This is a genomic window from Pseudarthrobacter sp. 05T312 (genome assembly GCF_056396685.1).
In genome coordinates this window covers 188,425-215,129 of sequence record NZ_JBFTLY010000001.1, presented here as the reverse complement: position 1 = coordinate 215,129, position 26,705 = coordinate 188,425, and the positions used below count along the sequence as shown (strand labels likewise).

Annotated in this window: 28 protein-coding genes; 14 read left to right on the top strand and 14 right to left on the bottom strand. The window is 66.6% G+C overall.

The annotated features are described in order from the left end of the window. Positions 1–72: 72 nt before the first annotated feature. Both AC1DIP_RS01100 and AC1DIP_RS01095 read right to left on the bottom strand, forming a co-directional pair. On the bottom strand, positions 73–750 hold the full coding sequence (locus AC1DIP_RS01100) for a response regulator (RefSeq protein WP_476206685.1): 678 nt from the start codon (positions 748–750) through the stop codon (positions 73–75). Then, positions 734–2,374 (bottom strand): ATP-binding protein, encoded by a 1,641-nt coding sequence (locus AC1DIP_RS01095; protein ID WP_476206687.1) that lies wholly within the window; start codon positions 2,372–2,374, stop codon positions 734–736. Before AC1DIP_RS01095 ends, AC1DIP_RS01100 begins: the two co-directional genes overlap by 17 nt. Positions 2,375–2,564: 190 nt before the next feature. Here AC1DIP_RS01095 and AC1DIP_RS01090 point away from each other — a divergent pair, with 190 nt between their 5' ends. The 3 genes from AC1DIP_RS01090 to AC1DIP_RS01080 all read left to right on the top strand — a co-directional run bounded on the left by AC1DIP_RS01090 (position 2,565) and on the right by AC1DIP_RS01080 (position 5,501). Then, positions 2,565–3,419 (top strand): ATP-binding cassette domain-containing protein, encoded by an 855-nt coding sequence (locus tag AC1DIP_RS01090; RefSeq protein WP_476206688.1) that lies wholly within the window; start codon positions 2,565–2,567, stop codon positions 3,417–3,419. Positions 3,420–3,460: 41 nt separating this feature from the next. Next, positions 3,461–4,300, top strand: coding sequence for an ABC transporter permease subunit (locus AC1DIP_RS01085; protein WP_476206690.1), 840 nt, complete (start codon positions 3,461–3,463; stop codon positions 4,298–4,300). 91 nt (positions 4,301–4,391) lie between these two features. Continuing rightward, entirely contained in the window at positions 4,392–5,501 is a 1,110-nt protein-coding gene (locus tag AC1DIP_RS01080; protein WP_476206692.1) for an ABC transporter substrate-binding protein, read from the top strand. A gap of 62 nt (positions 5,502–5,563) precedes the next feature. Here the strand turns inward: AC1DIP_RS01080 and AC1DIP_RS01075 are convergent, their stop codons facing one another. Next, positions 5,564–6,217, bottom strand: coding sequence for a TetR/AcrR family transcriptional regulator (locus AC1DIP_RS01075; protein WP_477732541.1), 654 nt, complete (start codon positions 6,215–6,217; stop codon positions 5,564–5,566). A 111-nt stretch (positions 6,218–6,328) separates the two neighbouring features. Here AC1DIP_RS01075 and AC1DIP_RS01070 point away from each other — a divergent pair, with 111 nt between their 5' ends. Beyond that, entirely contained in the window at positions 6,329–7,459 is a 1,131-nt protein-coding gene (locus tag AC1DIP_RS01070) for a flavin-containing monooxygenase (RefSeq protein ID WP_477732540.1), read from the top strand. On the opposite strand, the gene AC1DIP_RS01065 is transcribed toward AC1DIP_RS01070, so the two are convergent. The 4 genes from AC1DIP_RS01065 to AC1DIP_RS01050 all read right to left on the bottom strand — a co-directional run bounded on the left by AC1DIP_RS01065 (position 7,428) and on the right by AC1DIP_RS01050 (position 10,685). Further along, the gene (locus AC1DIP_RS01065; protein WP_477732539.1) at positions 7,428–8,129 is read right to left on the bottom strand and encodes an esterase/lipase family protein; all 702 of its coding nucleotides are present in this window, start codon (positions 8,127–8,129) and stop codon (positions 7,428–7,430) included. The two genes, AC1DIP_RS01070 and AC1DIP_RS01065, sit on opposite strands and share 32 nt — an antisense overlap. A gap of 57 nt (positions 8,130–8,186) precedes the next feature. Beyond that, a complete protein-coding gene (locus AC1DIP_RS01060) occupies positions 8,187–9,404 on the bottom strand; it encodes an MFS transporter (RefSeq protein ID WP_477732538.1) in 1,218 nt (405 codons plus the stop codon). A gap of 94 nt (positions 9,405–9,498) precedes the next feature. Beyond that, entirely contained in the window at positions 9,499–9,930 is a 432-nt protein-coding gene (locus AC1DIP_RS01055) for a hypothetical protein (protein WP_477732537.1), read from the bottom strand. A 233-nt stretch (positions 9,931–10,163) separates the two neighbouring features. Beyond that, the gene (locus AC1DIP_RS01050) at positions 10,164–10,685 is read right to left on the bottom strand and encodes a PAS and ANTAR domain-containing protein (protein WP_477732536.1); all 522 of its coding nucleotides are present in this window, start codon (positions 10,683–10,685) and stop codon (positions 10,164–10,166) included. A gap of 287 nt (positions 10,686–10,972) precedes the next feature. Here AC1DIP_RS01050 and AC1DIP_RS01045 point away from each other — a divergent pair, with 287 nt between their 5' ends. Further along, the gene (locus tag AC1DIP_RS01045; RefSeq protein ID WP_307359124.1) at positions 10,973–11,314 is read left to right on the top strand and encodes a thioredoxin domain-containing protein; all 342 of its coding nucleotides are present in this window, start codon (positions 10,973–10,975) and stop codon (positions 11,312–11,314) included. A 28-nt stretch (positions 11,315–11,342) separates the two neighbouring features. Here the strand turns inward: AC1DIP_RS01045 and trxB are convergent, their stop codons facing one another. After that, positions 11,343–12,320, bottom strand: coding sequence for a thioredoxin-disulfide reductase (gene trxB, locus AC1DIP_RS01040; protein ID WP_307359126.1), 978 nt, complete (start codon positions 12,318–12,320; stop codon positions 11,343–11,345). A 306-nt stretch (positions 12,321–12,626) separates the two neighbouring features. On the opposite strand from trxB, the gene AC1DIP_RS01035 reads away from it, so the two are divergent. Further along, positions 12,627–12,950, top strand: a complete 324-nt coding sequence (locus tag AC1DIP_RS01035; protein ID WP_476206707.1) for a hypothetical protein — start codon at positions 12,627–12,629, stop codon at positions 12,948–12,950. 146 nt (positions 12,951–13,096) lie between these two features. Here AC1DIP_RS01035 and AC1DIP_RS01030 read toward each other — a convergent pair whose 3' ends face one another. Then, complete coding sequence (locus AC1DIP_RS01030; protein ID WP_477732535.1) at positions 13,097–13,591, bottom strand: hypothetical protein; 495 nt, start codon at positions 13,589–13,591, stop codon at positions 13,097–13,099. A 62-nt stretch (positions 13,592–13,653) separates the two neighbouring features. Continuing rightward, complete coding sequence (locus tag AC1DIP_RS01025) at positions 13,654–14,172, bottom strand: MarR family transcriptional regulator (RefSeq protein WP_476206709.1); 519 nt, start codon at positions 14,170–14,172, stop codon at positions 13,654–13,656. Positions 14,173–14,396: 224 nt separating this feature from the next. On the opposite strand from AC1DIP_RS01025, the gene AC1DIP_RS01020 reads away from it, so the two are divergent. Both AC1DIP_RS01020 and AC1DIP_RS01015 read left to right on the top strand, forming a co-directional pair. Further along, positions 14,397–15,149: an ANTAR domain-containing protein gene (locus AC1DIP_RS01020; RefSeq protein ID WP_477732534.1), complete on the top strand. Its 753-nt coding sequence runs from the start codon at positions 14,397–14,399 to the stop codon at positions 15,147–15,149. A gap of 297 nt (positions 15,150–15,446) precedes the next feature. Then, positions 15,447–15,593, top strand: a complete 147-nt coding sequence (locus AC1DIP_RS01015; RefSeq protein WP_307359137.1) for a hypothetical protein — start codon at positions 15,447–15,449, stop codon at positions 15,591–15,593. On the opposite strand, the gene AC1DIP_RS01010 is transcribed toward AC1DIP_RS01015, so the two are convergent. Together AC1DIP_RS01010 and ftsW are read right to left on the bottom strand one after the other, a co-directional pair. Continuing rightward, positions 15,590–16,876 carry an MFS transporter gene (locus tag AC1DIP_RS01010; protein WP_477732533.1) on the bottom strand — a complete coding sequence of 429 codons (1,287 nt, stop codon included), beginning with the start codon at positions 16,874–16,876 and terminating at the stop codon, positions 15,590–15,592. The genes AC1DIP_RS01015 and AC1DIP_RS01010 overlap by 4 nt on opposite strands. Continuing rightward, a complete protein-coding gene (gene ftsW, locus AC1DIP_RS01005) occupies positions 16,860–18,179 on the bottom strand; it encodes a putative lipid II flippase FtsW (RefSeq protein WP_477732532.1) in 1,320 nt (439 codons plus the stop codon). Before ftsW ends, AC1DIP_RS01010 begins: the two co-directional genes overlap by 17 nt. A gap of 201 nt (positions 18,180–18,380) precedes the next feature. Between ftsW and AC1DIP_RS01000 the strand changes: the two genes are divergently transcribed. From AC1DIP_RS01000 to AC1DIP_RS00990, 3 genes are read left to right on the top strand one after another with little or no spacing between them, the layout of a single operon-like run. Continuing rightward, a complete protein-coding gene (locus tag AC1DIP_RS01000) occupies positions 18,381–19,919 on the top strand; it encodes an LCP family protein (protein WP_477732531.1) in 1,539 nt (512 codons plus the stop codon). Positions 19,920–19,977: 58 nt separating this feature from the next. Next, complete coding sequence (locus tag AC1DIP_RS00995) at positions 19,978–20,304, top strand: ArsR/SmtB family transcription factor (RefSeq protein ID WP_307359151.1); 327 nt, start codon at positions 19,978–19,980, stop codon at positions 20,302–20,304. Positions 20,305–20,315: 11 nt separating this feature from the next. Next, positions 20,316–21,050 (top strand): cation efflux transmembrane domain-containing protein, encoded by a 735-nt coding sequence (locus tag AC1DIP_RS00990; RefSeq protein ID WP_307359154.1) that lies wholly within the window; start codon positions 20,316–20,318, stop codon positions 21,048–21,050. A gap of 33 nt (positions 21,051–21,083) precedes the next feature. On the opposite strand, the gene AC1DIP_RS00985 is transcribed toward AC1DIP_RS00990, so the two are convergent. Further along, positions 21,084–22,262 carry an acyltransferase family protein gene (locus AC1DIP_RS00985; RefSeq protein WP_477732530.1) on the bottom strand — a complete coding sequence of 393 codons (1,179 nt, stop codon included), beginning with the start codon at positions 22,260–22,262 and terminating at the stop codon, positions 21,084–21,086. Between the two features lie 131 nt (positions 22,263–22,393). On the opposite strand from AC1DIP_RS00985, the gene AC1DIP_RS00980 reads away from it, so the two are divergent. Next, positions 22,394–23,131: a GAF and ANTAR domain-containing protein gene (locus AC1DIP_RS00980; RefSeq protein WP_307359159.1), complete on the top strand. Its 738-nt coding sequence runs from the start codon at positions 22,394–22,396 to the stop codon at positions 23,129–23,131. A gap of 326 nt (positions 23,132–23,457) precedes the next feature. On the opposite strand, the gene AC1DIP_RS00975 is transcribed toward AC1DIP_RS00980, so the two are convergent. Beyond that, entirely contained in the window at positions 23,458–24,909 is a 1,452-nt protein-coding gene (locus AC1DIP_RS00975) for an FAD-dependent monooxygenase (RefSeq protein WP_477732529.1), read from the bottom strand. A 193-nt stretch (positions 24,910–25,102) separates the two neighbouring features. Between AC1DIP_RS00975 and AC1DIP_RS00970 the strand changes: the two genes are divergently transcribed. Continuing rightward, positions 25,103–25,438, top strand: coding sequence for a YciI family protein (locus AC1DIP_RS00970; RefSeq protein ID WP_477732528.1), 336 nt, complete (start codon positions 25,103–25,105; stop codon positions 25,436–25,438). Further along, positions 25,438–26,691 (top strand): RNA polymerase sigma factor, encoded by a 1,254-nt coding sequence (locus tag AC1DIP_RS00965; RefSeq protein WP_477732527.1) that lies wholly within the window; start codon positions 25,438–25,440, stop codon positions 26,689–26,691. Before AC1DIP_RS00970 ends, AC1DIP_RS00965 begins: the two co-directional genes overlap by 1 nt. The last annotated feature ends 14 nt before the right edge of the window (positions 26,692–26,705 follow it).

The following is a 26,705-nucleotide window of genomic DNA, read 5'->3' as shown; positions in this document are numbered from 1 at the left end:
CAACCGAGGTCTGACCTGCGCTTCTACCCGAACCGCGCCCTTATTGACGGGCGAGGGTAAAGCGCTGCCCGGTCACGGCACCGTGTAGGAATTCAATGGCCTGCCCGTGCTCCCGTAGGTGAGGTCCAGGACCAGCAGGCCCTTGCGTTCCAGGGTGCTCAGGTACCGCTGGGCAGTTGGCCGGCTGACACCAAGTTGCCCGGCAATTTCCGCCGCGTTGACTGGCCCGCGGGCTGTCCTAACGGCGTCGTACACCTTCTGCATGGTGGGCTGCAGCCGCGGGGCCGGGGCTGCTGCCTTGATTCCGGCCAACCTCGCTTTGTATAGGTTGTCGATGGTTGCCTGGTTGGCCATCGAAACCGACTCCAGTTCCTCCCGCCACTGCCGGTAGGCCTCCAACTGGGTGCGGAGGCGGTCGAACCCGAAAGGCTTAACCAGGTAGTAGACGGCACCGCTGGTCATCGCGGATTTTACGGTGGCCAGGTCCTGGGCGGCGGTAATGACGATGCAATCCACCTGGGTCCCGGCCGCCTGCAGGGAGCGCAGAAGGGACAGTCCATCCTCGTCGGGCAAATGGATGTCCAGCAGGAGCAGGTCGGGACCCAAGTCCGCGATTGCTTCCCGCGCAGCGGCCGCACTGTACACCTGGCCGACGCACTCGAACCCATCCACCCGGGCCACCCGGGCCGCATGAATTCCGGCAACCCTAAAATCGTCGTCCACCACCAGCGTCCTAATCAACGCGCGCACTCCTGTCCTCGCCAGCTGTCGGCGTCTTTGCCGGCAGCCACACCTCAAAATTACCGCCGGGCCCTGGGAATACGTCCAGCGTGCCCCCGGCCCTGCGCACAATCCTGCTGACCAACGCCAGACCGATGCCGCGCCTCATGCCGGGGCGGGGGTCTTTCGTCGAGTATCCATCCACCATGACCTGGTCGATCTTGTCGGCCGGAACCCCTGGCCCGTTGTCCCGGACGGCAATGAATGTGCCGTCCGCGTCGTCGAACTGGACGGTCACCACCCGCGGCCGGGGCGTATTTGCCAGCGCATCCACGGCGTTGTCAAGGAGGTTGCCCACGATGGTGACCAGTTCCGTATCGTCCACTTCCGGACGTTCCAGCCGGGAGTCGGCGGTGACGTCCATCTGCACGTCCTGTTCTGCAGCAACGGCTATCTTGGCCAGCAGCAGGGCCGCCAGCTCAGGCGGCGCGATGGTGGCGCGCAGCCGCTCCCCCAGCGACCTGGACATGGTGGACACCTGCGAGACGTACCGTTTGGCCTGGTCCAGGTCTCCCATTTCCAACAGGCCATCCACGATATGGAGCCGGTTGGCGTACTCATGTTCCAGGGCCCGCATGGCCTCCATCAGGCCCTGGATGGAATGCAGGTCGCGAACCAGCCCTTCAATCTCGGTGCGGTCCCGCAGCGTGACCACCGAACCGATGCTCCGCCCGGCAGTGGAGACAGGCATCCGGTTGACAACCAACAGGGCGTCCTCGGTCAGGGCCACCTGGTCGGCGCCGGGCAGCCGGCCGGCGAGCACGTCCCGCAGCCGGCCGTGTGGAAGCAGGTCGGCGATGGGCTTTCCCAGTGGTTCGCCTTCCAGGTGAAGCAGCCGCCTGGCTTCCTCGTTGATCACCGTTACCCTGCCGTCGTCGTCCAGCCCGACGACGGCCTCCCTGATTCCATGCAACAGTGCCTCGCGTTCCTGCAGCAGGGAGGCGATTTCAGCCGGTTCCAGGTCGAAGGTGACGCGTTTGATCCGCCGTGAGAGCAACAGCGAACCGGCGATGCCCAAAGCCAGGACCAGTGCTGAAAAGCCGGTGATCAACCAAATGTTCTGCATCTGGTTGCTCAGGACCTGGGTATCCTCGATCCCGACCGACACTTGGCCGATCACCGCTCCCCCGGCGTCGAAAATCGGGGCCTTGGCGTTGGCCGAGCGGCCCAGGCTGCCGGGGTCGAAACCCACGTGGGTCTGTCCGTCCAGGACCGCCACCGGCTCCTCCAGCCTGCGCCCGATCAGCGCCGGGTCCGGATGCGAGAATCGGGTGCCATCCGTGTCGCTGACCACCACGTAGTCGGGCTGCGCTGCGGCCATGATGCCGTGGGCGAGGCCATCTATGACGTGCCCGGGATCCCCCGCCGCGAGCGCGGAACGGATTTCGGGCATCTGCGCCGTCGTCGTCGCGATGCCCAATGCCCGGAGCTGGTACTGCTGGTCCAAGGTTTGGTTGCTGATCATCGAGAAGAGCAGGCCGCCCAAAACCACCGTGAACAGCAGCAGGGACAGTGAGGCCAGGAGGATCTGGGCCGTCAATGTCGAGAAATGGCGGCGGAGGCGGAGGAGCCCGGCCATCCGCCGACGGCTCATCGGAACCCCCGGAATCGCCGCAGTTTGACCGGGCAGCAGAAAACGCACAAAACGTGCACTTTTGCGGCTAAAGCACACATCTTACTGAAGTCTTTCTGGCAACAATGTTCACTTCCTAAGCTTCACACAGTTCCAGTGATCCACATCACGGACCGGAATTACCTGGATCAAAAGACAGCGAGGTCTTGCAATGAATACCATCCACACCGCCCGGCCGCCCGGCCCCCCACGCACGGCCGACGACGGGGCCCGCATCGAAGTCAGCAGCCTGACCAAGCGTTACCTCACTCCCAAGGGTGAGACCTTCACGGCCATCAGGGACGTGAACGTGACCGTCGAAGCGGGCCAGTTCTGCTCCATCGTCGGACCGACGGGCTGCGGCAAATCCACCACCCTGGCCCAGGTCTCGGGCCTGGAACAGCCAAGCGCAGGCTCCGTGAAGGTTGGCGGCAACCTCGTGGAAGGCATCACGAACGGGGTGAGCTACATGTTCCAGGCTGATGCCCTCTTCCCCTGGAAGAGCGTGCTCGGCAACGTCATGATGGGGCCCAGCCTGCTGGGAATGCCAAAGCGGGAGGCCACCGATCTTGCCCGGGACTGGTTGCGCCGTGTTGGCCTGGCCGGATTCGAGGACCGTTATCCGCACCAGCTCTCAGGTGGCATGCGAAAGCGCGTTGCCATGGCCGCTGCCCTGATCAACAATCCCCGGATCCTCCTCATGGATGAGCCGTTCGGAGCACTGGATGTGCAGACCAAAGCCATCATGCAAAATGAGCTCCTCAAGCTCTGGGAGGAGCTCCGGCCCTCCGTCCTCTTCATCACCCATGACCTGGACGAGGCCGTGGCCCTGTCCGACCGGGTGGTCATTATGACCAGCAGCCCGGGATCGGTAAAGGACGTCTTCGACATCGATCTCCCCCGGCCCCGCGGAAACGTGCAGGAGATACGCCATGAACAGCGCTTCCTGGAATTGCAGGGGCGCATCTGGGAGTCCCTAAAGGACGAGGTCACCCGCGCGTATGCAGTCACGGCGGGTGCGGCATGACAACCCTCACTCATCAAGACACCCACAAAGGCGGGAAGCCAGTGGAACCAGAGACAGCAGCACAGAACGCGGGCAGGGTAAAGGCCCGGCGCCGCTCCACGTCCATTTGGGCCGGCCGGGTGATCTTGGCCGTCGCGGTCATCGGCGGCTGGCAGTGGTTCACCACGGAGGGATGGGTGGACAAATTCTTCTTCGGCCAGCCCTCCGAAATCTGGGCCAGCCTGGTCAAACTCTTCACGAAAGGCACGGCGTTCGGGAGCATCTGGGAGAACCTGGGCGTCACCGCGCAGGAAGCATTCCTCGGGTTCCTCCTGGGAACTGCGGTGGGCGTGGTGCTCGGCATCCTCCTGGGATCCAACAAGTACCTCTCAGCCGTGGTTGGGCCCTACATCCGGATTGTGAACTCCATTCCCCGCATTGTGCTTGGCTCGATCTTCATTGTGGCCTTTGGCCTGGGAGTCTTCCCGAAGATCCTGCTCGCGGCCGTACTGGTCTTCTTCGTGGTCTTCTTTAATGCATTCCAGGGCGTCCGTGAAGTGGACCAGAACCTGGTAGCCAACGTCCGTGTCCTCGGCGCTTCACCGTTCCAGGTGGCCATGCACGTGACCATCCCATCAGCAATGACGTGGATCATCGCCAGCCTGCACACGGCGTTCGGTTTCGCGATCATCGGCGCCCTCGTTGCCGAGGTACTTGGCGCCCAAAAGGGAATCGGACTCATCATCAGCCAGGCACAGGGCACGTTCGACCCGAACACAGTGTTCGCCTGCATGGTGATCATCGCCGTCGTCACGCTTTTTGCTGAGTCCCTGATCAACCTGCTTGAGCACCGGCTCCTGAAGTGGCGCCCGCCAAACCGTTCCGAAGCCCAGGCCATCTGACCCGCCCTCCCACCCGCTGGACCTGCAATACCCAATGACAACCACCCATGTCCCGTTCGGGACGAACCAAAGGATGCGTAAAACAATGATGATGAAGCGCTCTATCTTTGCCGCCGCCGCTGCAGGTGCCGTGGCCCTCAGCCTCGCAGCGTGCGGCAACAGTTCCACTCCCGCCGCCAGTGGCGGTTCAGCGAGCGGCAGTGCGGCCGCCGGCAGCAGCTCAATGCCCACAGTGAAGATGATGGTGGGCGGCATCGACAAGCAGATCTACCTCCCTTACCAGCTGGCCCAGCAGCTTGGCTACTACGAAAAGTACGGGGTCAAGATGGAACTTTCCACCGAGCAGCAGGGCGGCGTGGGAGCCGAGGAGGCCATGGCGTCCGGACAGGTGGACATGGCCGGAGCGTGGTACATCCACACCGTGGACTTCCAGGCGAAGGGCAAGAAGGTCACCAACCTCATCCAGCTCTCCGGCGCGCCGGGTGAGCGGATCATGTGCAGCCCCAACGCCAATGTCCACTCCGGCGCCGACCTGAAGGGCAAGACCGTCGGCGTCACGGACCTCGGCTCAGGCACCGATGAACTCACGCAGTTCATCGCGTCAAAGGCCGGCCTGTCCAAGGAGGATTACCACACCATCGCCGTGGGGGCAGGTGCCACCGCCATCGCGGCCATCCAGCGTGGTTCGGCGGACTGCGTCATGACCACGCAGCCAACAGTCGGCGCGCTGGAATCGAAGAATCTCGCTGTTCCGGCCATCGACCTCGCGACCGCGGACGGCGCCAAGGCTGCCCTGGGCAGCAGCCTGCCGTCCGCCGGGCTGCTCGCACAAACGGACTGGGTCAACAGCCACCAGGATGAGGTCCAGAAGGTAGTCGACGCGCTCGTGGACACTATGCACTGGATCAGCACCCACTCCGCCCAGGAGATCGCCGACAAGCTGCCCCAGGACTTCGTCCAGAACAGCACCATCAGCAAGGACGACTACATCAAGGCCCTGGACCAGGACAAGGGCCAGTTCCTTCCGGACGGCATCATGCCCGCCGGTGGCCCGAAGACGGTCTTCGACGAGGAGAAGACCATCGGGGTTGACACTTCCAAGGTCAACGTCGCGGACACCTTCGACCAGAAGTACGCCCAGGCTGCGCTGAAGCTCGAGGGCTACACGGCCACCACCACTCCCGCCGGCACGGATGGGTAGGACTGCCGCACAGGCCTGACAGCGCTCCTCCGGATATCCACCACGGCGTTCCGGAGGGGCGCTTACTGCCCCGCCAGCAGCAGCCTGCACCACGCGTCGGCCAGCCACTCGGCGAACTGCCCGGGCGACCACCCACGCTGATCCACCAGCAGCACCCAGTATTCAGGTCCGTTCATGCTCCAGACAGCATCGGCAAGTTCGGCGGCCGGGCGGTCCGTTCGCAGCTCGCCGGTGGCGGCAAGGTCCGCCACGAACTCAAGCATGTTGGCGGCCCGCCGTTCGGAGATCCCGGTCCAGAGCGCTGCGCAGTCGGGATCGGTGCCGGCGGCATCGCGGAGGGCCAGGTAGACCGGCGCCAGGCGGGGCTGGATTCCGGCCAGCGCGTGAGCGTAGATCGAAATCTTACGGGCCGCCCCGTCCGCCTCCCGCAGTCGGATCACGTAGTCCCGTTGTTCAGCGGGCACGGCCTGGCCGGTGCCCGAGATGGCCGCTTCCACCACTTCCCGCATGAGGTCCGGCTTCCGTCCGATGGCCGCATAGATGGTGTCGACGGCGACTCCGGCCCTCCGCGCAATGCCCGCCACCGTGGTGGCCCGGTACCCCTCCCCTATGAAGAGCTCGCGGGCGGCGGCCAGCACGGCGTCGCGGGTGGCTGCCGCCTGTTCCTGCCGCCGCGGAGAGTGGTAGCTGCGGGAAGGGGCGTTGACTCCACTCATCTCCAGGCCTACCCTTTATTCATCCGAATCCTATTCGGATGAATTGTAGCAGGAAGCCACAGCAACGCACGGCGCCAACGCGGCGGAACAGGGGCGGAAGGGCAGGGCATCATGTCAGAGCACTTCGACACCGTGGTCATCGGCGGCGGCCAGGCAGGACTGGCGGTGGGCTACCACCTGTCGCGCCTGAAACGCCCTTACGTCATCCTCGACGGCAACGGGCGGACCGGGGACAGCTGGCGCAACCGATGGCAGTCCCTCCGGCTCTTCACCCCGGCCCGGTACGACGCGCTTCCCGGCAGCCGCTATCCCGGCCCGCCCTGGTCCTACCCGTCGCGTGAAGAATTCGCCGACTACCTCGGCAGCTATGCCGAGAAGTTCAACCTCCCCATCAGGAACAATCGCAGGGTCACCCGCCTCAGCCACAACGGAAACAGTTTCACCATCGAAGCCGACGGCCTAGACCTGGAGGCGGACAACGTGGTGGTCGCCCCCGGCTGGGACCGAACACCCAAGCTGCCGGCCTTCGCCGGGCAACTCAGCCCGGATATCAGGCAGCTCACGGCGGCCAGCTATCAGAGCCCGGACGACCTGTCACCAGGCCCCGTCCTCGTGGTGGGGGCAGGCAACTCCGGAGCCGACGTCGCGCTTGAACTCGCGTCCACCCGCACCACCTATCTCTCCGGCCGGCACCCCGGCCAGATTCCCTGGCCCATCGAAGCGGTAGCGGCGCGTCCGCTCACCCTCGCCGTCTTCTTCGCCTTCTCACACGTCCTCAACCTCAACACGCCCGCCGGACGGAAAGCCCGCCCGCAGATCCTGGCCCACAGCGGGCCACTGGTCAGGGTGAAGGACCGTGACCTGGTGCGTGCCGGCGTAGAACGCGTCCCCAGGACAGAGGGCGCCGAGGACGGCCGCCCACTGCTCGCAGACGGCAGGACGCTTGAAATCTCCAACGTCATCTGGTGCACCGGATTCCGGCCGGACCTGGCGTGGATCGACCTGCCGGTGTTCAGCCCGGACGGGGAGCCGGAACAGGTCCGCGGCGTAGCCAAAGCCCAAGCGGGACTGTACTTCCTCGGGGCCACCTTCCAGCAGTCGCTGGCATCCTCGATGGTGCACGGCGTGGGAAGGGACGCGGCCTTCATCGCCCGGCACATCGCCGCCAAAGCGCCACGCGGATCAGGGACAACGCAACTGCCCGGGAACGTCAGGCCGGAAGGTTCAGCTGCTCCACAATGATGCGGGCGGTGGCGGGGTCGCCAAGGATGCGGAAATGCCCGGCCACCGGCAGCTCAATGTTGGTGGCCCCGGGCAGGACGCTCCCCTCCGGGATGTGCGGATCGAACGGCCCGTAGAGGGAGGTGATGCGGCTGTTGATGGCCAGCTCGCGGGACATCTGGAGGGTCAGGGCGTTCCGCGGCGAGAAGATGCGCAGGCTGGGCAGCAGCATGTACCGGGCGTAGCGCGAGCCGGAAAACGGCGAGCACACAGCGATCATCCGGTCGATCCGGTGTTCGGGATCCAGGGACAGCATGGTGTACTTGCCAATCAGTCCGCCCTTGCTGTGGGCCACGAGAATGGCATCGCGCAACCCTGCCTCCTCCAGGTGCTGGGCCACCAGTTTGGCGGCGTCCGGCACTTTCAGCTTGTTGCGCTGAAGCACCGTGACCACATGCACCGGATGCCCGGCGTCGTGGATGGCCTGGATGAGCGGCATCATGAACTGCCAGTTTTCGTACACGCCGGGAATGATCACTACGGGTGCGCGGGTCCCGTTGCGGAAGGACGCCGGCTGGACGCGCGAGAAGAATCCGCGGACCTGCCAACCCGCGGCGTAGACATAGTCCTGCGCCCACCACACAGCCTTCTGCAGCGGACTGATGCGGGCAGCGGCGCCGGGATCACTCATGAGTCGAGAATAGCCTCGCGGCGCGGCCTACCCTCCAACCGGCCGCGCAAACACGCTTCAGTAGTTGCGGCGGTGCTTCAGGCGGGGAATCACGACGGCGAACACCCCAGCCGCCGCGAACCCCAGGACGCCCGTGGCGGCGATCCCCGGACCCAGGGAGGCGAGGGCCGTCACCCCGGAGAGGAGCACCGGTCCCCCGGTGGACCCGGCATCGGCCATGAACCGCCAGAGGCCAAGGAACTGCCCGCGGCCGCGGTCCGGCGAAAAATCGGCGCCGAGGGTCATCACCAGCCCGGAGCTGATCCCGTTGCCGAACCCGATCAGCAGCGCGGCCAGCAGCAGCCCCACGAAGGAACCTGTCAGCGGGATGAGGAGCAGCGCGGTGCCCATGAGCAGCGTGGACGGGACCGCCACCCACTGCCGGCCTTTGCGGTCCATGAGTTTTCCGGCCGGGTAGAACACCAGCATGTCGATTGCGCCGGACAGCCCGTAGATCAGGGATGCGGAGGCGGCGTCCATGCCCAGGTGGTCGGACCATAGCGGGATCACCACCTGCCGGGAGGAGCGCAGCGCACTGAGCAGCAGGATGCCAACGCCCAGCGAAAGGAACACCCCGGCATGGGACACCGCAACGCTGCGGAGCGTGGGCTGGGGCCCGGCGTCCGCACCGGTGCGGACCTCCGGCGTCGTAAGGTCCGGGATGGTGAGGGACAGCAGGGCGGCGGCCGCCATCGCCACTACGCCCACCCAGTAGGCGCCGGCGATGCCGAAGAACTGCATCACCGCCGCCCCCGCGAACGGGCCAATGAACACCCCGATCCGGTTCACGCCACCCAGCGTGGACAGCGCGCGGGCACGGAACGCCACGGGCACCGCCTCGGTGAGGTATTTTTGCCGCGCCAGGCCAAACACCGCCCCGGACATCCCGACGACGGTCATCGCCACGGCGAGCAGCCATAGTCCGTTCGGGGCGAGGGAGGACGTGGCGGCGGCTGCCAGGGCCAGGCCGGCGGCGACGGCGGCGCCCACGATGGACCAGCGTTCGCCGAAGCGCAGGGTCACCAGGGACGCGGGCAGGTTGAAGAACCAGGACCCCAGTCCGATCAGGGTGACGATCAGGGCTGCTACCGCCACCGAGGCACCTCGGTCGCGGGCGGACAAGGCCACCACCGGCAGGATGGCACCTTGCCCGATTCCGAAAAGCAACGTTGGGCCGAAGGCGGCCACCGCAATGCTGCGCAGGTTGAAGGGCTCGGGGTCATCCGGGGAAGTCATCAGATTTATCCTATGGCCGCCGCCCGATCCGGACCTCCCGTATTGGCGGGGGTGCCAGGAATCTCCGGGGGTGCTCTGATGGGTCTGCCGGCCCTCAGCGGGCCCGCGGCTCCAGCCCGGCAAGGGCGCGGAACAGGTTCACCAGTTCAGCAATGGCAGCAATGATCGAGCCGACGATTCCGAGGACCAGGAAGACACGCACCAGGACGGGCCAGCCGGACCAGGCGGTGCCGAAGTCGAAGGGGAAGACGTCCCAAAGGCGCAGCATTGCAGCCACCCCGATGCCCATGACCACAAGGTTTCCCAATGCCAGCAGCACCCTGGAGCGGATCAGCACGCACACGAGATTCACGATGATGCCGGCGATCAACGAGGCATTGATCAGGTCCAGGACCCGGGCCATATCCGCCGTCAGGAACGGCAGCACCTGCCACCCGGGCCAGATGTTGATCCCGTAAAGCAGCAGGGCGTTGACGATCGCAGAGCCTATGCTGCCGCTGCGGCCGGCACCGGACCTGCCTGCCATGCCACCCTCCTCACCGGTTTCCTGGCTCCCGCCGTAAGGCCCTTGATTTCAGCATCGATTGCTCCGTACCGGCCGTTTTCGGCGCTCAAAACGGCAGTTACCCAGCAATCGATTCAAGGGAGGGGGGCCCACGGACGTGCAACCAGAGTCGCCCCTGGCGTACGACGGCGGGAAGTGCCGAAGGTCCCGCGGGCGCTGGCAGGTGCCGGGCAGGGAGAGGATGTGCCGGGGAATCAGTAGCCCGCCAGCAGTTCATCGGCTTTGCCGTCCGCCGCGGCATTCACCAGTTCTTCGGCAACAAAATGCAGCTTGGTGTTGGCGTGCTGGCTCCTGGTGGCCAGGACCTGGAATGCCGCCGGCCCGTCCACACCCCGCAGCGCCATGACAACGCCCTTGGCCTGTTCGATCAGGGCCTTATGCCCGTATGCCCCCTCGATGGCTTCCTCTGCTGCGTGCTGGGATTCGATGCGAAGGCTCTGGGTCACGTCCACCATGAACCCGCGGACATATTCAACGTGTCCTGATGGATCGGCCATGGCCTGGACTGCGGAAAAAACGCGCCGCTCCCTGCCGCGCACGTCGATGACCCGGTGGAGGAGCGCGCCTTGGCCGCCGCCGTCCAGCAGGTTTTCCCAGAGGGCGCGGACCGGCTCCCGGTCCAGCGGATGCTTGTGGGCCATGAAGAGTTCCAGGGTGGGCACCACTTCGCCCTTCTTGAGGCCGTGGATGCCGAACATGCCTTCAGACCACTCCATCCTTCCAGAGGGAACGTGGAGCACGAAGGTGCCGGAGGGACACGTTGCCGGTGGCCGGAGCGGAAAGAGATACGCATCTAGTTTCGACCACATAAGTTCCTCCCAAAGTCGATTAAACCCCAGGTGGGCTGGCGACAACCAGCATAGGTCAAACGCGCCGGACGGGCACCCCATTTTTCGGTGCAAGCCCGGTAAGAATGCGGGGGTCACAAGTTGCCCGCGAAGGAGTAGCGTTCGCCTTATGGGGCGCCGATGATCTGCGCCCACAGCCAAGGGGAGGTCATTTCATGGGTGAAGTGTGGATCCGCACGCTGGGCAACGGGCTGGTCCGGGCAGACCGGGTCACGGAAATTTCATCCACCCGGGGGTCCCTTCATGAGGACAGCGGGTATTCATTGAAAGTCATCGTGGACGGCAAGGGCCACGTGCTGATTGACGACGGCGGGCTGCAGGGTTCCCAGCCCGAGCGGCTGGAATACGCCAGGCACATGGAGGACGCCCTGTTGCTGGCCATCGACGAGGCGCGCGAGAGCGACCCGTCAATGGTGATCTCGTACGAGCCGGAACGCGAACGCTGGTCCTCAGCACCCGTTTCGGTTTTAACGGGAAGGCTCCCCGAAGTCGTCTGACCCGGGGAGCCATCGCGCTGCACAGCATTCAGCTGTGGGTTGGCTCCTCCACCAGTGCCGTAGCGATGCTGGCGGCGTCCTCCAGGGCGGCCAGGAAGCGCTCGGCGTCCAGGGCCGCGGCGCAGCCGGTGCCGGCAGCGGTGATGGCCTGCCGGTAGCGGTGGTCCACGGCATCGCCGCAGGCAAAGACGCCGGACAGGTTGGTGCACGTGGTGGGGGCATCCACCTTGATGTAGCCTTCGTCGTCCAGGTCCACCTGGCCGGCCACCAGCTCGGTGCGGGGCAGGTGGCCGATGGCCACGAAGATGCCGGTGGCATCCTGGTGCCGGGTTTCTCCGGTGCGGGTGTCCGTCAGGGTCACCCCGGTGACCTTGCCGTCGCCGTGGATGGCCGTCACCGCGGAGTTCCAGGCGAAGCGGATCTTGGGATTGTCCTTGGCACGCTGGGCCATGATGCGGGACGCGCGGAGCTCACCCTTGCGGACCACGACGGTAACGGACTTTCCGAACCGGGTCAGGAAGGTTGCTTCCTCCATGGCCGAGTCGCCGCCGCCCACCACGATGATGTCCTGCTCGCGGAAGAAGAACCCGTCGCAGGTGGCGCACCAGGAGACGCCGTGGCCGCTGAACTTTTTCTCCTCCGGCAGTCCGAGTTCCTTATAGGCGGAGCCGGTGGCCAGGATGACGGCCTGGGCCTCGTACGTCTCCCCCGCTCCGGTGACCACGCGCTTGACCGGACCCTTCAGGTCAACGGACGTGGCGTCGTCGTACTCGATGCGCGCGCCGAACTTTTCCGCCTGCTGCTGCAGCCCGTCCATCAGCTCCGGGCCCTGGACGCCGCCGGGGAAACCAGGGAAGTTTTCCACCTCGGTGGTGTTCATCAGGGCGCCGCCGGCGGTGACGGAACCGGCCAGAACCAGGGGGTTCAAGCCGGCGCGGGCTGCGTAGATGGCGGCGGTGTAGCCGGAGGGGCCGGAGCCGATGATGATCAGCTGTTCTTTGCTCATTGCGTGTCCTTCGGTGGCGGTACTGCTGGGCGTCCGCGTGCTGGGCGGCCGGCAGACCGGTAGTCGGTTGTTGAGTGCGTGCCTTGATTACTAGGTCTGATTCTTCCATTCGCCCGGTGCCCAGGGCCAAGAACGGGGCAGCGGGTGACGAACCGCTCCTCCAACCGAGAGGAAACTGCGTTCGATGTAACAAACGTCACCGTGTTGCGCACATCACATTGGTTGCCTAATCTAGTTGAGGCTTAAGCAAACAGGTCATGCAAGAAGCTGCAGCGTCGCAGCCAATGCCGGGGAAGGCTTTATATCTTGAACTCTAAGCTGAACATCGTGGTCCGGGTCGATCTGGACCACAGCAAGGCCCAGGTGATTGCAAAGGGGCATATCACCATCCACAGCGTCAACGCCCTCTATGTAGTGGCAAAGCGTGCCAACTCCCTGAGGGGAGGCCTGGACCTGGAGCTTGATATCTCCAGCGCCTGGGTGGATGAGGAGGCGCTGGAAATGCTCCACGCCGCTTCCAAAACAAGGCAGCTGCCCGCGCGGATCGATCCGGACCAGGCACCCTGCACCATCAGCGTGCTGCCCAACCGCCGCCATCCGCGTACCGCGCCGGTACGGCTGGCCGCATAAAACTCCCGGCCGCTCGCCGCGCCCACTTTTCGGGCCAGAGCAGGCCGCAACCGCTTTTCCGCTTCCAACAACCCGAAGTGCAGCTGCATCTGAACAGACGGATGGCTGCACTTCGGGCTGTTAAGAGCCTTCCGCGGCCCGTGGGCTTACAGCAGCCCGGAGCCGCCAGCGAGGACGTCCTGGAGTTCCACTGCGCTCAGGCCGGCCGCCCTGCCCAGGGCATCCTCTTCCGCGCCGCGCTTCGAAGCGGTCCTCAAGGCGTTTTCGAACTGCTCCTGGGCGGCGTCAAGTTCCCATTGAAGGCTCTCCACCCTGGCTGATGCCAGCCGGACGGATTCCAGCGGGTCACCGGCGGGCGCACTGTCCATGGTGTAGCCGCAGGCGCAGGACCATTCCGATGAGCCGAGCTCCAGTGGCGCCCACCCCAGGGATGCGATGGGGACGGGCCCGGCGGTCATGGCAACGCCGCAGTGGAAGGGTGCGGCCGGGTCTTCCAGATCCATCGGCTCCGCATGCTCTTCCGGCAGAGCGGATGCCGGGGGCTCCTGGAGCTCCATCGGCGCCAGGTGGAGCTGGATGTCATCGTGGGCCTGGACAGGGATCGGTTGTCCCGCTGCCTGAGGTTCAAGTACTGCAGTCATGCGATCCGCCATCCGATAGTTACCAAACAATGTAGCTAGTCTAACTAGGATTACTGACTTGTCTACCGGAGTCCGGAAACCGGGCTCGGTTCCACGGCATCAACCGCTTCCCGCATGCGCAGCAGGAAGTTCATGACAGCGGTGATTTCCTCGGGCGTCAGTGACTCTGCGGCCTCGAGCATGCGCTTGTGCAGCTGGTTGAGGTTATGCCGCACCTCCTCGTCGGCGCCCGGGGTGGGCCGAAGAATTACGGCCCGCCGGTCCGAAGGGTGGGGTTCGCGGATCACGTGGCCGGCGGCAACCAGGCGGTCCACGAGGCTGGTCATCGATGCGGAGGTGATACCCAGCCGGGCGGCAAGCTGCGTGGGCCGGATGCCAACGCCCGCGGCCTCTGCGTCGATCAGGTACCGGAGCGCCAGGAGGTCAGTCTCCCCCATGGCCACCGAGGAACGGGTGCGCCTTCTCATGGCGCTCTCCGAGGTCCGGAACTCCCGAAGGGCATTGATGACGTCGACAGCCCGGGACCGGTTCCCCTCGGCAGATGGGTACCAGGAGCCTTCGCTTGCACCATGCGGGTTCATGCGAATTCCTTCGATATCCTACTTGCTTGGCCGTCTAACAAACCCATGGTAGCCCACTTGCCGCCCGCCCACCTCCCCCTCGGAGGAAACGAACAGGTATCTCCCCAGGCCCCCGGGGAAAAGTAGAGTACCGGCTACTCGTGCCGGGGGCCTGCCCGGACTAATAGGTTCTTGTGCAATCCCCGGCAGCACGGCCTTGGGGTAATGGCAGACGGGGGTGCGGGGTGGCTGATGGCCCGGCGAACAATGAGGGGCCCGATCGGCAGGGGTTCCTGCTGGACCTGATGACCGGGGCTGAGGACGAGGCCGCATCCCTGCAAAAGCTTGCGTACGCGTCCGCCCGCTGGCTCAGTAGCGCGGCAGGATCCGGGGTTGAATGTGCCGCGGTGCTGTACCGGCAGCGGGGATGCACCGCCACAGCGGGAAGCACCCCGGAGGCGGCAGCCGTTGCAGCCTCGGAGGACGAGTACTCGGACGGCCCGGCCGCGCTGGGCACGGCGCTGGCCGCGCCCACGGTGGTGGGCCAGGCAGGCTCGCGCTGGCAGGCCTACCGGCGGCGGCTGCTGGAGCACGGCTTCGGCGCGGCCCTGGTCGTGCCCCTGGAACTGCAACCGGGCGTATCCGCCGCCTTGGTGTTCCTGGGCCCGGCCAATCACGCATTCACCCCCCGGGCCACCAGTGAAGCCGCGTGGTTCGGCGAGGTTGCATCGCGCAGCTTGAAACTGGCCCTGGACGTCCACGGCGTGATCCGTGCCGGCGACAACCTGAAGCAGGTCTTGGAGAGCCGCACCAGCATCGACGTTGCCTGCGGCGTGCTCATGGCGCAGAACCGTTGCTCCTACGCGGAGGCGTTCAGCAGGCTGGCGGGAACGTCAAGGAACCGCAACCTCAAAGTGCGCAGCGTGGCGGACAGCATCCTGAAGGCGATGCCCAGCGGCGCACCCCGAACGCGTTTCGACCCCCCGGCGATCGCGTAGCCGGCCGCCCGGGTTACGCCTGGTGCCGCGCCCGCGCCTTGATGAGGCCGGCGGCCACGAGTCCTGCACATCCGAGTGAAGCCAGCATGCCGCCGAGAGCCACGATGTAATCGGTGATGGTCATTGTCCTGCGCTCCTTCCGTACTGCCTGATGCGCCCAAGCTACGCGGCGTAACTCAGTGTTCCCTGAAGAATCGCCAGCAGGTTTGGTCAAGATCCGGTCACAGGACCTGCGGGGATCCACATACTTCTGGTCCTTAACCTTTCGTTTGGCGCGGCTTTCCGTATTATTCATGCATGTGGACTAAACAAAGCCAGAGCTACTGCCCCACCTGCGGCAGGACCACCAATCACGTCACCCACTTCCAAAAGGACGACGCCGGTTCCCTGGTTGCGGACGTCCGCTGCATTGAGTGCCCGGAGATCGCCGGAGCGGTCGCCTAGGAGGATTCGGTTCCCGGAGACTGCAGTTCAGGGCGTGCGGCGTGGGGACGGACGACGACGAAGATCACCATGGCGGCGGCCTGCACAGCCGTGACGGTGACGGCGAGGGCAAGAGTCGAGTACTCGTAAAGCCACCCGATGAGGACACTCCCGGCCAGCCATGCGAGCCCGTAGCACGCGGTGAACATCCCATAGGCACTACCCCGGCGGGCAACCGGAGCCAGCCCGGCCACCCCGGCCCGCATGGTGCTTTCCTGGACGCCCATGGCCGCTCCCCACACCAGCACCCCGGCTACGGCCAACGCCGCAATGTTGCTGAAACCCAGCCACGGCACCGCAGCCGCCAGGACGGGAAGGACCAGGAGGACTTTCAACCCCACCCGGTCAAAGAGCCAGCCGGAGGCCAGGGCGGCGACCGCGTCCACCCCCATCGCTGCCGCGTATAGGACCGGCACCATGGCGGGCGGCAGCAGGCCGGTGGCCACCAGGTGGAATGAAAGCAGACCGAACGTGGCGTAGCCGAACATGGTCAGGCTGCTGAACGCAGCGTAGAGCCAGTACTGGCGCGGCATGGGGGCGGTCTTGCCGGACACGGCGGCGGCATCCCCGTGGACAGGGCTGCTTTCGCCGGGAACAGGACCGGCGGGCTGGACGTCCGTCGGCTCGAACAGGCCCGGGTCAGGGACCCTCCGTCGCAGCCAGAAGAGGATCAGCATGGCCGCCAGTCCGGGGACCGCGAGCAGCAGGAACCCCGGGCCGTAGCTGCCCGAAAGCGCCAGCGCCGCCCCCACCAGCAGCGGCCCCAGCAAGGCCCCCACCTGGTCCAGGGCCTCGTGCAGTGCGAACGCCTTTCCCTGGCCCATCGCGGATCCTGCCTCGGCCAGCATGGTGTCCTTGGCGGGGCTCCGGACGGCCTTGCCCAGCCGCTCCGCCAGGACCAGGAGGCAGGCGATCCACAGCGCGTCGGTGAGTCCGAGCAGCGGAACGGACACGGCCGTTAGGGCGTATCCGCCGATTGCCAGTGCCCACCGCAGCCCGGGCCTGTCCGCAAGCCGCCCGAACCCAAGGCGGAGGACCAGGGCCACGGCCTCGCCGGCGCCGGTGACAACGCTGACCAGGAGTGCTGAGGCGCCCAGCGCGCCGAGGTACGGGCCGGTGACGCTGCGGGCGCCCTCGTACACCATGTCCATCAAGGCGCTGATGATGCCGAAGGCCAGGATGAACCGGATGGCGGTCATGGGCGCCGCGGGACCCCGCCCGGCGGCACTAGCGGTGGTGGGCATGCTCCCGGACCTGCTCCACGGCGGGGCCGGCCACCGCACCGTGCGGCCTGGCATCCTCCGGCCTGTCCCCGCGGAAGCGCCCGCGGCCCAGCAGGCCCCGGCCCAGGCGGCCGCGGCCAGGGGGAACAGTTCCTTCGGGGCGTGTTACGGCCAGGATCACCCCAATTCCGGCGAGTGAGGAGACCATGGCCGAGCCGCCGTAGGAGATAAACGGCAGCGGTACGCCGATCACCGGCAGCAGCCCGCTGACCATCGCGATGTTGATGACCGCCTGGCCCAGGATCCAGGTGATGATGCTGCACGCGACGATCCTGGAGAAAGTGTTGGTGGTGCGGGCGATGGTCTTGAACACGGCAATGGCCAGGATGGCGAACAGGCCCAGCACCAGGAGCGACCCGGCAAAGCCCAGTTCCTCGCCCAGGATGGAGAAGATGAAGTCGTTGTGGGCTTCCGGGATCCAGTTCCATTTCTGCCGGCTCTGGCCCAGGCCCACGCCGAACCAGCTGCCGGAGGCCAGGGCGTAGGCGCCGTGCTGCGCCTGGTAGCCCATGCCTTGGGCGTCCTCGTCGGAGCCCATGCCCAGCCAGGAGGAGATCCGGCCCATCCTGTTGCCGCTGGTGGCCGCGAGCACCAGGGCCGCCGCCACGCAGATCAGCCCGGCCACGGAGAACACCTTCATCCGCACGCCGCCGTAGAACATGGTGGCGGCAAGGATCAGCATGATGATCATGGTGGTGCCAAGGTCGTGCCCCAGCGCCACGACGCCCATGATCAGTGCTCCTGCTGGTGCCAGCGGGATGACGGCGTGCTTCCACTGCCCCAGCAGTGCCTGCTTCCGGTCCAGGATGCCGGCGCCCCACACAATCAGCGACAGCTTGGCGAATTCGGACGGCTGGGCGGTGAAGCCGCCCACGCTCAGCCAGTTCCGGTTGCCGTTCACGGACATCCCCAGCGGCGTGAACACCAGCACCAGGGCGAACAGGGAACCGATCAGCAGCGGCCAGCCCAGCCACCGGATCCGCCGCACCGACATGCGCGCCAGCACCAGCATGAGCACTACGCCGGCCACGGTCCACATGGCCTGCTTGAGCGGAAGGTCGTAGGGGTTGTTTCCTGCCGCCACGGATTCCACGGACGACGCCGATGCCACCTCCACGAGTCCGATCGCCGAGAGCGTGAGGACCACCGCCAGGATCAGCGGGCGCAGGCGTCCCGGGGAGTCGTCCTCCAGCCAGACCGCCAGTTTGCCCAACCCGCGCCGGGCGGGCCGGGCCGTTCCGCGCTGTTTTTGTCCTGTATCCATTTGTCCGTTCCTCAGCCTGCACACCGGGCTTTCCCCACGGCCGGGCCCATCTCCGGGGCGGATACCGCCGAGAAGAAAGAGTACGCCCCCACACCCCGGCGGAGGCGCCGGGACACCCGCCATCGCTACGGTTCTGGGTGAATTGCCAGCTTCGGCGTGTAGCGTAGCGGAAACCTGTCCCCTCCCGAAGGTCATTTCGTCGTGTTCGGTTCCAAAAAATCCCCCGGCCCGGAACAGGAAGCCGCCCGCTCGCCCGCCTACCCCGGCCAAGGTGAGCTGTACGCCGCCAGTTCGCGCCGCCGTCGGCCTTTCCGCCACGCCCCCCGCTGGGTCAAAGCCGTCACCGCCGTGGTGTCCGTGCTGCTCCTTGGCGTCCTGGCGTTCGGCGGCTACTGGGCCTGGCGCCTGCAGTCCAACATCAGCACCTCGCAGCTGTCTGCGGGAGGGCAGCGTACCGAAGGTGCCGTGAATGACAGCACGGACCGGCTGCAGATCCTGGTCCTGGGGTCGGACACCAGGAGCGGGAACAACAGCCAGTACGGCACGGCGGACCAGTCCTCCGGCTACGGGCAGTCTGACGTGATGATGCTGCTGGACATCTCGGCAGACAACAAGCACGTCAACGTGGTCAGCTTCCCGCGTGACCTGATGGTGGACGTTCCGGCGTGCACGGATTCCAAAACCAACCAGGCGTATCCCGAGCAGAAGAGCGCCATGATTAACAGCGCCATGGCGCAGGCCGGCATTGGCTGCGCGGTGGACACGGTGAACAAGCTCACGGGCCTGGAAGTGGACCACTTCATGATGGCCGACTTCAACGCGGTCAAGGAGCTCTCCAACGCTGTTGGCGGTGTGGAGGTCTGCGTCACCGCTGCCGTCAACGATCCCGATTCCCACCTGAACCTGCCGGCCGGCAAGTCGCAGGTGCAGGGTGACCAGGCGCTGGCATTCCTGCGCACCCGGCACGCCTTCGCCAATGGCGGGGACCTGGGCCGCATCCAGGCACAGCAGGCCTTCCTGGCCTCGCTGAGCCGCAAGCTCAAGTCCGAGGGCACCCTGGGCAACCCGCAGAAGACGCTGACCATCGCCGATACCATCACCAAGAACCTGACTGTCGATTCGGGCCTGTCCTCCATCCCGTCGCTGCTGACCATCGCCAACCGGCTGAAGAACATCGATCCAGCCAACATCAACTTCATCACCACCCCGACGGTGCCGTCCCCCCAGGACCCCAACCGGCTGACCCTGGATGAACCGGCGGCATCCAACTTCTTCGCCGCCCTCCGCAACAGCCCGGACCTGAGCCAGCCGGCCCCCGCGGCCCCCACGGAGGCGCCCGCAACCCCTGCCGCGCCGGCATACGACAAGTCGCTGCAGCCGGTCTCCATCGCCAACGGCACCGGGGTGGCGGGGCGGAGCACCGCGATTGCGGGGCTTCTCTCCGATGCCGGCTTCACCAAGGTGACCAAGCTGCAGGCCCAGGCCCAAAGCCAGACCATGGTATACTACTCGGCCGGGTTCGAGGACGTCGCCGCCGACGTGGCAGCACTCTTCGGCCTGCCGGCCACCAGTGTCCAGCAGGTGGCGAACATCCAGGGCGTGCAGCTGTACGCCGGCACCGACTTTGCCACCGGCACCAAGCCCGCCGCACCGCCGTCGTCCGCCGACTCCTCCGGCAGCGTGGTGGCGCAGACCGGCAGCGACCAGACCTGCCAGTCAGCCAACCCCGCCGGCTACTAGGCACGCCCCGGAGGAATCCACTTTTGCCTGAATACAGCTTCGGCTGTACTTTTGGGACATGCAGACCCTTACCCACGCCCCGGTATTGGCCCGCTTCGGCCATGCCGTTTCGGATCCCACCCGCGCGCGGGTGCTGCTGGCCCTCGCGGAGTCACCGTGCTACCCCTCCGACCTGGCAGACAGCCTGGGGGTATCCCGCCAAAGCATGTCCAACCATCTGACCTGCCTGCGGGGCTGCGGGCTGGTCGTTGCAGTGCCGGATGGACGGCGGAGCCGGTACGAGCTGGCGGATCAGGCAATCGGCCATGCCATCAAGGAACTGCTGGGCGTTGTCCTGGCGGTGGACCCTGCCTGCTGCGCGCCGGATGGGGAATGCCTGGCGTGACGGACCCAAGCATGGCACCCACCGTCGCCAGGCGGCGCGTGCTGAACCGGCGGATCAGGCTGTTCGCTGCAGCCACCATCACCTACAACATCATCGAGGCCATCGCTGCCCTCTGGGCCGGGGGCGCTGCTGATTCGTCCGCGCTGATCGGCTTCGGCTTGGACTCGGTAATCGAGGTGGCCTCAGCACTGGCGCTCTCGTGGCAGTTCTCCGCCAAGGATCCCGAGCGCCGCGAACACCTGACCCTGCGGATCATCGCCGTATCGTTCTTCGCACTGGCAGCGTTCGTCGCCGCGGACTCCATCCGGTCCCTGGCCGGCGGCGGCGAAGCACAGCATTCCCTGCCGGGCATCGTGATCGCGGCGCTGAGCCTGGCCATCATGCCCGTTCTCTCCTGGGCACAGCGCCGCGCCGGCCGGGAGCTCGGGTCCAGGACGGCTGTCGCGGACTCCAAGCAGACGCTCTTGTGCACCTACCTCTCCGCGGTGCTGCTGGTTGGACTCGTCCTGAACAGCGCCCTGGGCTGGTGGTGGGCCGACGCTGGAGCAGCGCTTGCCATCGCGGGCCTCGCCGTCCGTGAAGGCATCAACGCGTGGCGCGGGGACGCCTGCTGCGCTGTGCCGCAGCGGGTGGCTGCCGCTGCCGACCGCCCGGAGGGTTGCTGCCCGGACTGTACGAGCTCAACCCCTGTGCCTGACTCAGCGGGCAGGCCCCAGCTGGGACTTCAGCCCATCAGGAAAAGCTGACTTTTGGTTGGTGGACAGAGGGCAGGCGTGGACCTACCCGGCTGACGCCGACACGGGTTGCTTCGAGGGCTTGACGGTGGAACGGACGCCGACGGGTTCCAGCTTTTGGTTCGCCCAGAGCCGGAGTGGCCGCTCCACCCAACGGAAGGACGCGTACGCCAGCAGCACCGTCAGCACGGCCGTCAGCCCGATGCGGAGGGGCAGCGCCGGGATCAGCCGCATCAGCAGCAGGTACACCGGCAGGTGCCAGAGGTACATGGCGTAGGACAGGTCGCGGCCGGGGCGGGCCAGCCAGGGATGGCTGAAGACGCGGGACAGGAAGCCGGCCGGCTGGAGGACCAGCGAGCCGATGAGCACGGCCGAAACCAGGGCGAGGGCCGTGGGGCCCACGGTCCAGAAGGTGTTGAACCAGGCGCCGGGGGTGTCGGGTTCCTTCAGCAGGAACAGGGCGCCCACGAGTGCGGCCCCGGCCAGCGGAGCGCCCCAGCGGGCAGCCGATGCCAGGGCACGGTGCAGCCTGGAGCCCTCGCGGACCGCAGTGAAGAGCAGGGCCAGGGCGCAGCCGATCAGCAGTTCGTCGGCGCGGGTGTCCGGTCCGTTGTAGATCCGGTCCAGCGGCTGGCCGGCGTTGACCAGCAGGAAGCGGTTCAACACTAAAGCGGTGGCCAGGCCCACGATGGCGATGGCAGCGGTGCGGACCTTCCAGAACCGGAGCATCCCCAGCAGGAGCAGCGGCCACACCAGGTAGAACTGTTCTTCAACGGCGAGCGTCCAGGTGGGGCCCAGGGTTTCGCCGGCGATGGGGTCCCCGAACACGCCGAAGTGGGCCAGGTTCATCACATAGGCGGCGGCGGGAAGGACGAAGCCTGCCTGGCCGCCCCAGCCGGAGGCGGGGAACAGCAGGCCCGCGGTGACGATCACGGCGCAGAGCGCCAGGAGCGCGGGCCAAAGCCGGGCCAGCCGCTTGGCGTAGAAGATGCCCAGGTGCAGCCGGCCGGTGGCGATCCGCTCCTTCATGATCAGCAGCGTGATCACAAAGCCGCTGAGGGTGAAGAATACGTCCACGCCGATGGACCCGCCCGGCATCGACTCGGTGGCCGTGTGGAAGAAGAACACGCCGGCCACGGCGATGATCCTCAGCCCGTCCAGGGCATGCTTACGCCCGGCCAGGAGCCCGGCCTGGGGCGCCGCCGGGCCGGCCGATACTGACAAATTTCCGCTGCTTGACCTCAAAACCACTAAGCAAGCATATATAACGTTTCCATAACTGCGCTGACCCGGAGCTGGGTGGAAGCTGGGAGCGGGCCCTTGTGGGTGCTGGCTGCCGCTCCTACATTGAAGGCATGGTGGAACAGGATAGGGCAGAAGACCTGGAAGAGCTCGTGGACCTCATCGCCGGCATGGAGGACATCAAATCCGTGCTGGACGATCTCACCGGCTTTGCGGCAGCCACCATGACCAACAGCACGGGAAAGTCCATCGAGTGCGCCGTTACCTTGCACCGGCGCAAGCGCACGGCCACCATCGGAGGCAGCAGCGGGAGGGCGGTGGTACTGGACCGAATCGAACAATCGCTGGGGGACGGGCCCTGTATCGAGGCCCTGGAGACTGGGGTTCCGGTCCTGCTGGAAGACGTGTCAACGGACCCGCGCTGGCCAGAATACCGCACGGCCCTTTCAGCGGCGGGCGTCGCCAGCTCTTTGGGGATTCCGATGAAACTGGAGAACGACGGCGGCGCGGTCCTGGACTTCTTCGCTCCGGTCAGCGGGCTTTTCGACGAGCAGGCCGTGGCCGACGCCATGAGGTTCGGCGAGATGGCGGGCAAGGCCCTGCGGCTCGCGGTGCGGATCGCCTCGGCGGACCAGCTCGCAGAAAATTTGAGGGCGGCGATGGACACGAGGACCGTAATCGATGTGGCCTGCGGGATCATTATGGCCCAAAACAATTGCAGCAAGGACCAAGCCTTCGAGCTTCTCCGCAGTGCGTCCAGCACCCGGAACCAAAAGCTCCACGAGATTGCCGAAGCCCTGGTCAGCCGCTTCTCCGGCGCTGTGGCCGTGAAGGCGCACTTCGACGACTGACGTTTGCACGATGCCCGGGAGCCAGCCACGCTGCTGGCCCCCGGAGTGGACGACGGGATGTGGCCCACCCCCGAAAAATGGATACCCTGGGCCACATCCGCGTCAGCTTTGCGGGCGGTTGCGTGCCCAGGAATGATTGCCAGGATCCCGGCGAAAGGGGCGGGCGGCAATGAAGAGGCTTTCCCTCGGCAGCAACAGCAAGGCCACCTGCCTGACCCGGGATTCAGCTTAACAAACTGCAGCTGCGGGCAATAGGGGGAACTCCCGCAGTTTTTGCTCAGTTTCCCCCAATTAATGCATCTGTGGCGCGGACCAGTTTGGGATCCTCACGGGTTGGCCGGGCCGAACCACGTACCCAGGGCCTCGGCGAGGCCGTCCGCCGACCCCTGCCCCACCCACGCGACGTAGCCGTCGGGCCGGACCAGTACTGCCGTGGGTGCAGCAACGGTTCCCAGCACGGGAAGCTGCCACGCGGCGTCGTACGTTGCCCGGGTGTGCAGCACGCGTCCGGCCCAGGACCCCGGCTCCAGCGCCGGGCCGCCGACTTCCAGCAGCAGCGGCCGCGCACTGTGCAGCAGCCCGTACACGGTGGCCGGCCCGGCAGGGGTGGCCAGGTCCAGGTCCGGCATGCGGCGGCCCAGGAGCGGGTGGCCCGGGCCACGGTGGTAGGCGACGTCGAGTCCGGTGATGAGCGCCGCGATGGGCGTTCCGGCGCCGTCGACGCGCAGTACCTCGCCGAGCAGGTCCCGCAGGGCTTCCTGCCGGGGATCGGCCTTCTGGAAGAGGGACTGGGCCATGGTGTACTTGAGGGACCGCTCCCCCGCCGGGTGCCGCTCCGCGTGGTAGGTGTCCAGCAGGGCTTCGGTGGCGACGCCCCGCACTACCTGCCCCAGTTTCCAGCCAAGGTTGACGGCGTCCTGCATCCCGAGGCCGATGCCGAGCCCGCCGGTGGGTGAGTGGACATGGGCGGCGTCCCCGGCCAGCAGCACCCTGCCCTTCCGGTACGCCTCCGCCTGCCGGGTGGCGTCGGTGAAGCGCGAGAGCCAGGTGGGGCTGTGCACGCCGAAATCGGTGCCGAAGACCTCTGTCAGGGCCTCCCGCAGGTCTGCCAGGGTGGGCTCGGTGGCCGGCCCCAGGGACGCTTCGGTGACCACCACCCGGACCATGCCGCCGCCCATCGGGTACAGCCCGTGGATCCCGCGGGCGTCCACCTTCCCCTGCTGACCCGGTTCCCCGGCGGCCTTCGCCTCTGCGATCAGGCTGCTCCGGGTAGCGTCCGGGCCCACCATGGGAATGCCGGCGGACCGGCGCACTACGCTGCGCCCGCCGTCGGTGCCCACAACGTAGCGGCCCCGCACGGGTCCGCCGCCGGCCAGGTGGACCTCCGCGCCGTCGTCGTCCGCTGAAACTCCGGTGACCTCAACGCCGCGCCGGATCTCCACGCCCAGGCCCTGCACCCACTCGAGCAGCAGCTGCTCAATGTGGTTCTGGAACAGTGCCAGCGTGTACGGGTGGCGGGTGGGCAGGCCGCCCAGGTCCAGTTGCGTGTTGCCGAAGGACGCCGTCTGGACCGTCTTGCCAGCGGCGAGGAACCGGTCCGCGATGCCGCGCTGGTCCAGCAGTTCGATGGTGCGCGAGTGGATACCGCCACCGCGGGAACCGGCCAGTTCCTGGGACGCGCGCCGCTCCAGCACCACCGCGTCCACCCCAGCCAGCCGAAGTTCCCCCGCCAGCATCAAGCCCGTGGGCCCGCACCCCACAATCACTGCGTCGTGCATCTCGCTCCCCCGCCTACGTCCGGTATACGACGGCCAGTATGCGGCACCCCCGGGGCCTTGCGGCAAGGCCCCCATGGCGGGGTACTTTGAAAATGGAAGGAATACTGCGGGTGTTGTCGATTTCCGCTTCCGCTGTGCGTCGAATTGGTAGGGGCTCGATGAAGGGCCTTTCATCACGGCAAAGGAGCATGACATGTCCAAGTACCTGATCCTGATCTACCAGGACGAATCGGTGGCACGGCAGGCCGAAGGGGAGTCGATCAGCGCGAGCTACCAGGAGTTCCAGCAGCGCCGTGGCCCGTCCCTGCTCGGCGGAGCTGCCCTGCACCCCTCCTCCACTGCGACATCGGTCCGCCGCGACGGGGCCGGCGGATTCCTGGTCACGGACGGTCCGTTCGCCGAGTCGAAGGAAACCCTGGGCGGCTACTACCTGATTGAAGCCGCCGACCTGGATGAGGCACTTGAGATTGCCAAGGAGGTTCCCGCCGGCGTCGGAGTCGAGGTGTGGCCGGTGCGGGTGGCCAACTGATGCCGCAGGCCGCCAGCGCGGAGGTTGCTGCAGCGGTAGCGGACGCGCACCGCCGGGAGTGGGCCTTCGTGCTGGCGGCAACATTGCGGGTGGCGGGCGACATCGACACCGCCGAGGAAGCTGTCCAGGACGCCTATGCCAGCGCACTGTCCAGCTGGGGCGGGAGCGGGATCCCCAGGAATCCGGGGGCTTGGCTCACGGTGGCGGCCCGGCACCGGGCCCTGGACATGCGCCGCCGCGCAGCTACGGTTCAACGGTCGCTGCCCAAGCTGCTTGAGCCGGAGGAGTACGACGGCGGTCGTCCGGACTTCGATCCCGCCGGCATTCCGGACGACCGGCTCCGGCTGATCTTCACGTGCTGCCACCCGGCCCTGGCGCTCGAGGCCCGTGTAGCCCTGACGCTGCGGCTGTTGTGCGGGCTGTCCACGGCCGACGTGGCGCGGGCGTTCCTCGTGCCGGAATCCACCATGGCCGCCCGCATCACCCGTGCGAAAAAGAAGATCGCGGCAGCCCGTATCCCGTACCGGGTGCCGCCGGCGTCCGAGCTGCATGAACGTGTGGACGGGGTGCTGGCAGTGGTGTACCTGGTGTACACCACGGGGCATACGGCTCCGTCGGGACCGGAGTTGATGCGCCGCGACCTCGCCGAACGCGGGCTGGAGTTGGCAAGGATGCTGCGCGTCCTGCTTCCTGCCGATCCCGATGTCGCCGGGCTCCTGGCACTCGTCTTGCTCACCGAAGCCCGCAGGGATGCACGGCTCGATAAACACCATGACGTCGTCCTGCTGGAGCACCAGGACCGGTCCGCCTGGGACCGGCAATCCATCAATGAAGGCGTGGCGCTCCTTGGGGAAGCTTTAGCTGCCCGGCCGCCGGGCCGCTTCGCCCTCATGGCGGCCATCGCGGCCGTGCATGATGAGAGCGGGTCCTGGTCCGACACCGACTGGCAGGAGATTCTGGGACTATATGACCTGCTGATGGAACGGTGGCCCTCCCCCGTGGTTCGACTCAACCGGGCCATAGCCCTGGGTTTCGCCGCGGGATATGCCCAAGGCCTGGCAGAGTTGGATGCGCTGGGTGCCGAGCCACAGCTGGCACGCTACCCGTACCTTGCCGCCGCCCGGGGCGATTTCCTGGTCAGGCTTGGCCGCGCCGAGGAGGCCCGCGTGGCGTTTGAGGAGGCGCTGATCCTCACGGACAACGACGCGGAGCGGCGCTTCCTCCGGGGGCGGCTGGACGAGCCGGCAGGGTGACCTGGGCACCGCTG